This is a genomic window from Paenibacillus sp. 598K, from assembly GCF_003851045.1.
Classification (GTDB): domain Bacteria; phylum Bacillota; class Bacilli; order Paenibacillales; family Paenibacillaceae; genus Paenibacillus_D.
In genome coordinates this window covers 1-400 of sequence record NZ_BFBX01000027.1, presented here as the reverse complement: position 1 = coordinate 400, position 400 = coordinate 1, and the positions used below count along the sequence as shown (strand labels likewise).

Sequence of the window (400 nt, the reverse complement as noted above, 5' to 3'; positions counted from 1 at the left end):
CAGCTCCAGCAGCACCTGCTCCACAGCCGCGGGCAGCACCTTGCGCCCCGAGACATTGATCAGATCGTCCGCGCGGCCGAGCAGACGCAAGCCGCCATCCGCTCCGAGGTAACCGAGATCGCCGGTGTCGATGCGCCGCTCGCCGCTGCGCACTCGGATCTCCTGCGGCTCGGCCGCGCCGAGCCCGGCGGACAGCTCATGCGTATCGAGCGGTCGGCCGACGTCGCAGGCATCGCGGGCCTCGACGCTCAGCGCGATGCAGCCGAGCTCGGAGCAGCCATATTGCTGCATCATCCGCTGCGAGGGGGCGCGCAGTCGCTCGAATAGCGGCGGCGGCAGCGGCGCGCCGGAGTTCATCAGCGTTTGGAAGGGCAAGCGGCCGGCCGCCAGCGTCTCCAGC

General features: G+C 71.0%; 1 pseudogene. It reads right to left on the bottom strand.

Annotated elements, in window-relative coordinates:
* Positions 1 to 400, bottom strand: a pseudogene (locus tag PA598K_RS36095) (acyl-CoA synthetase); the annotation flags it as partial.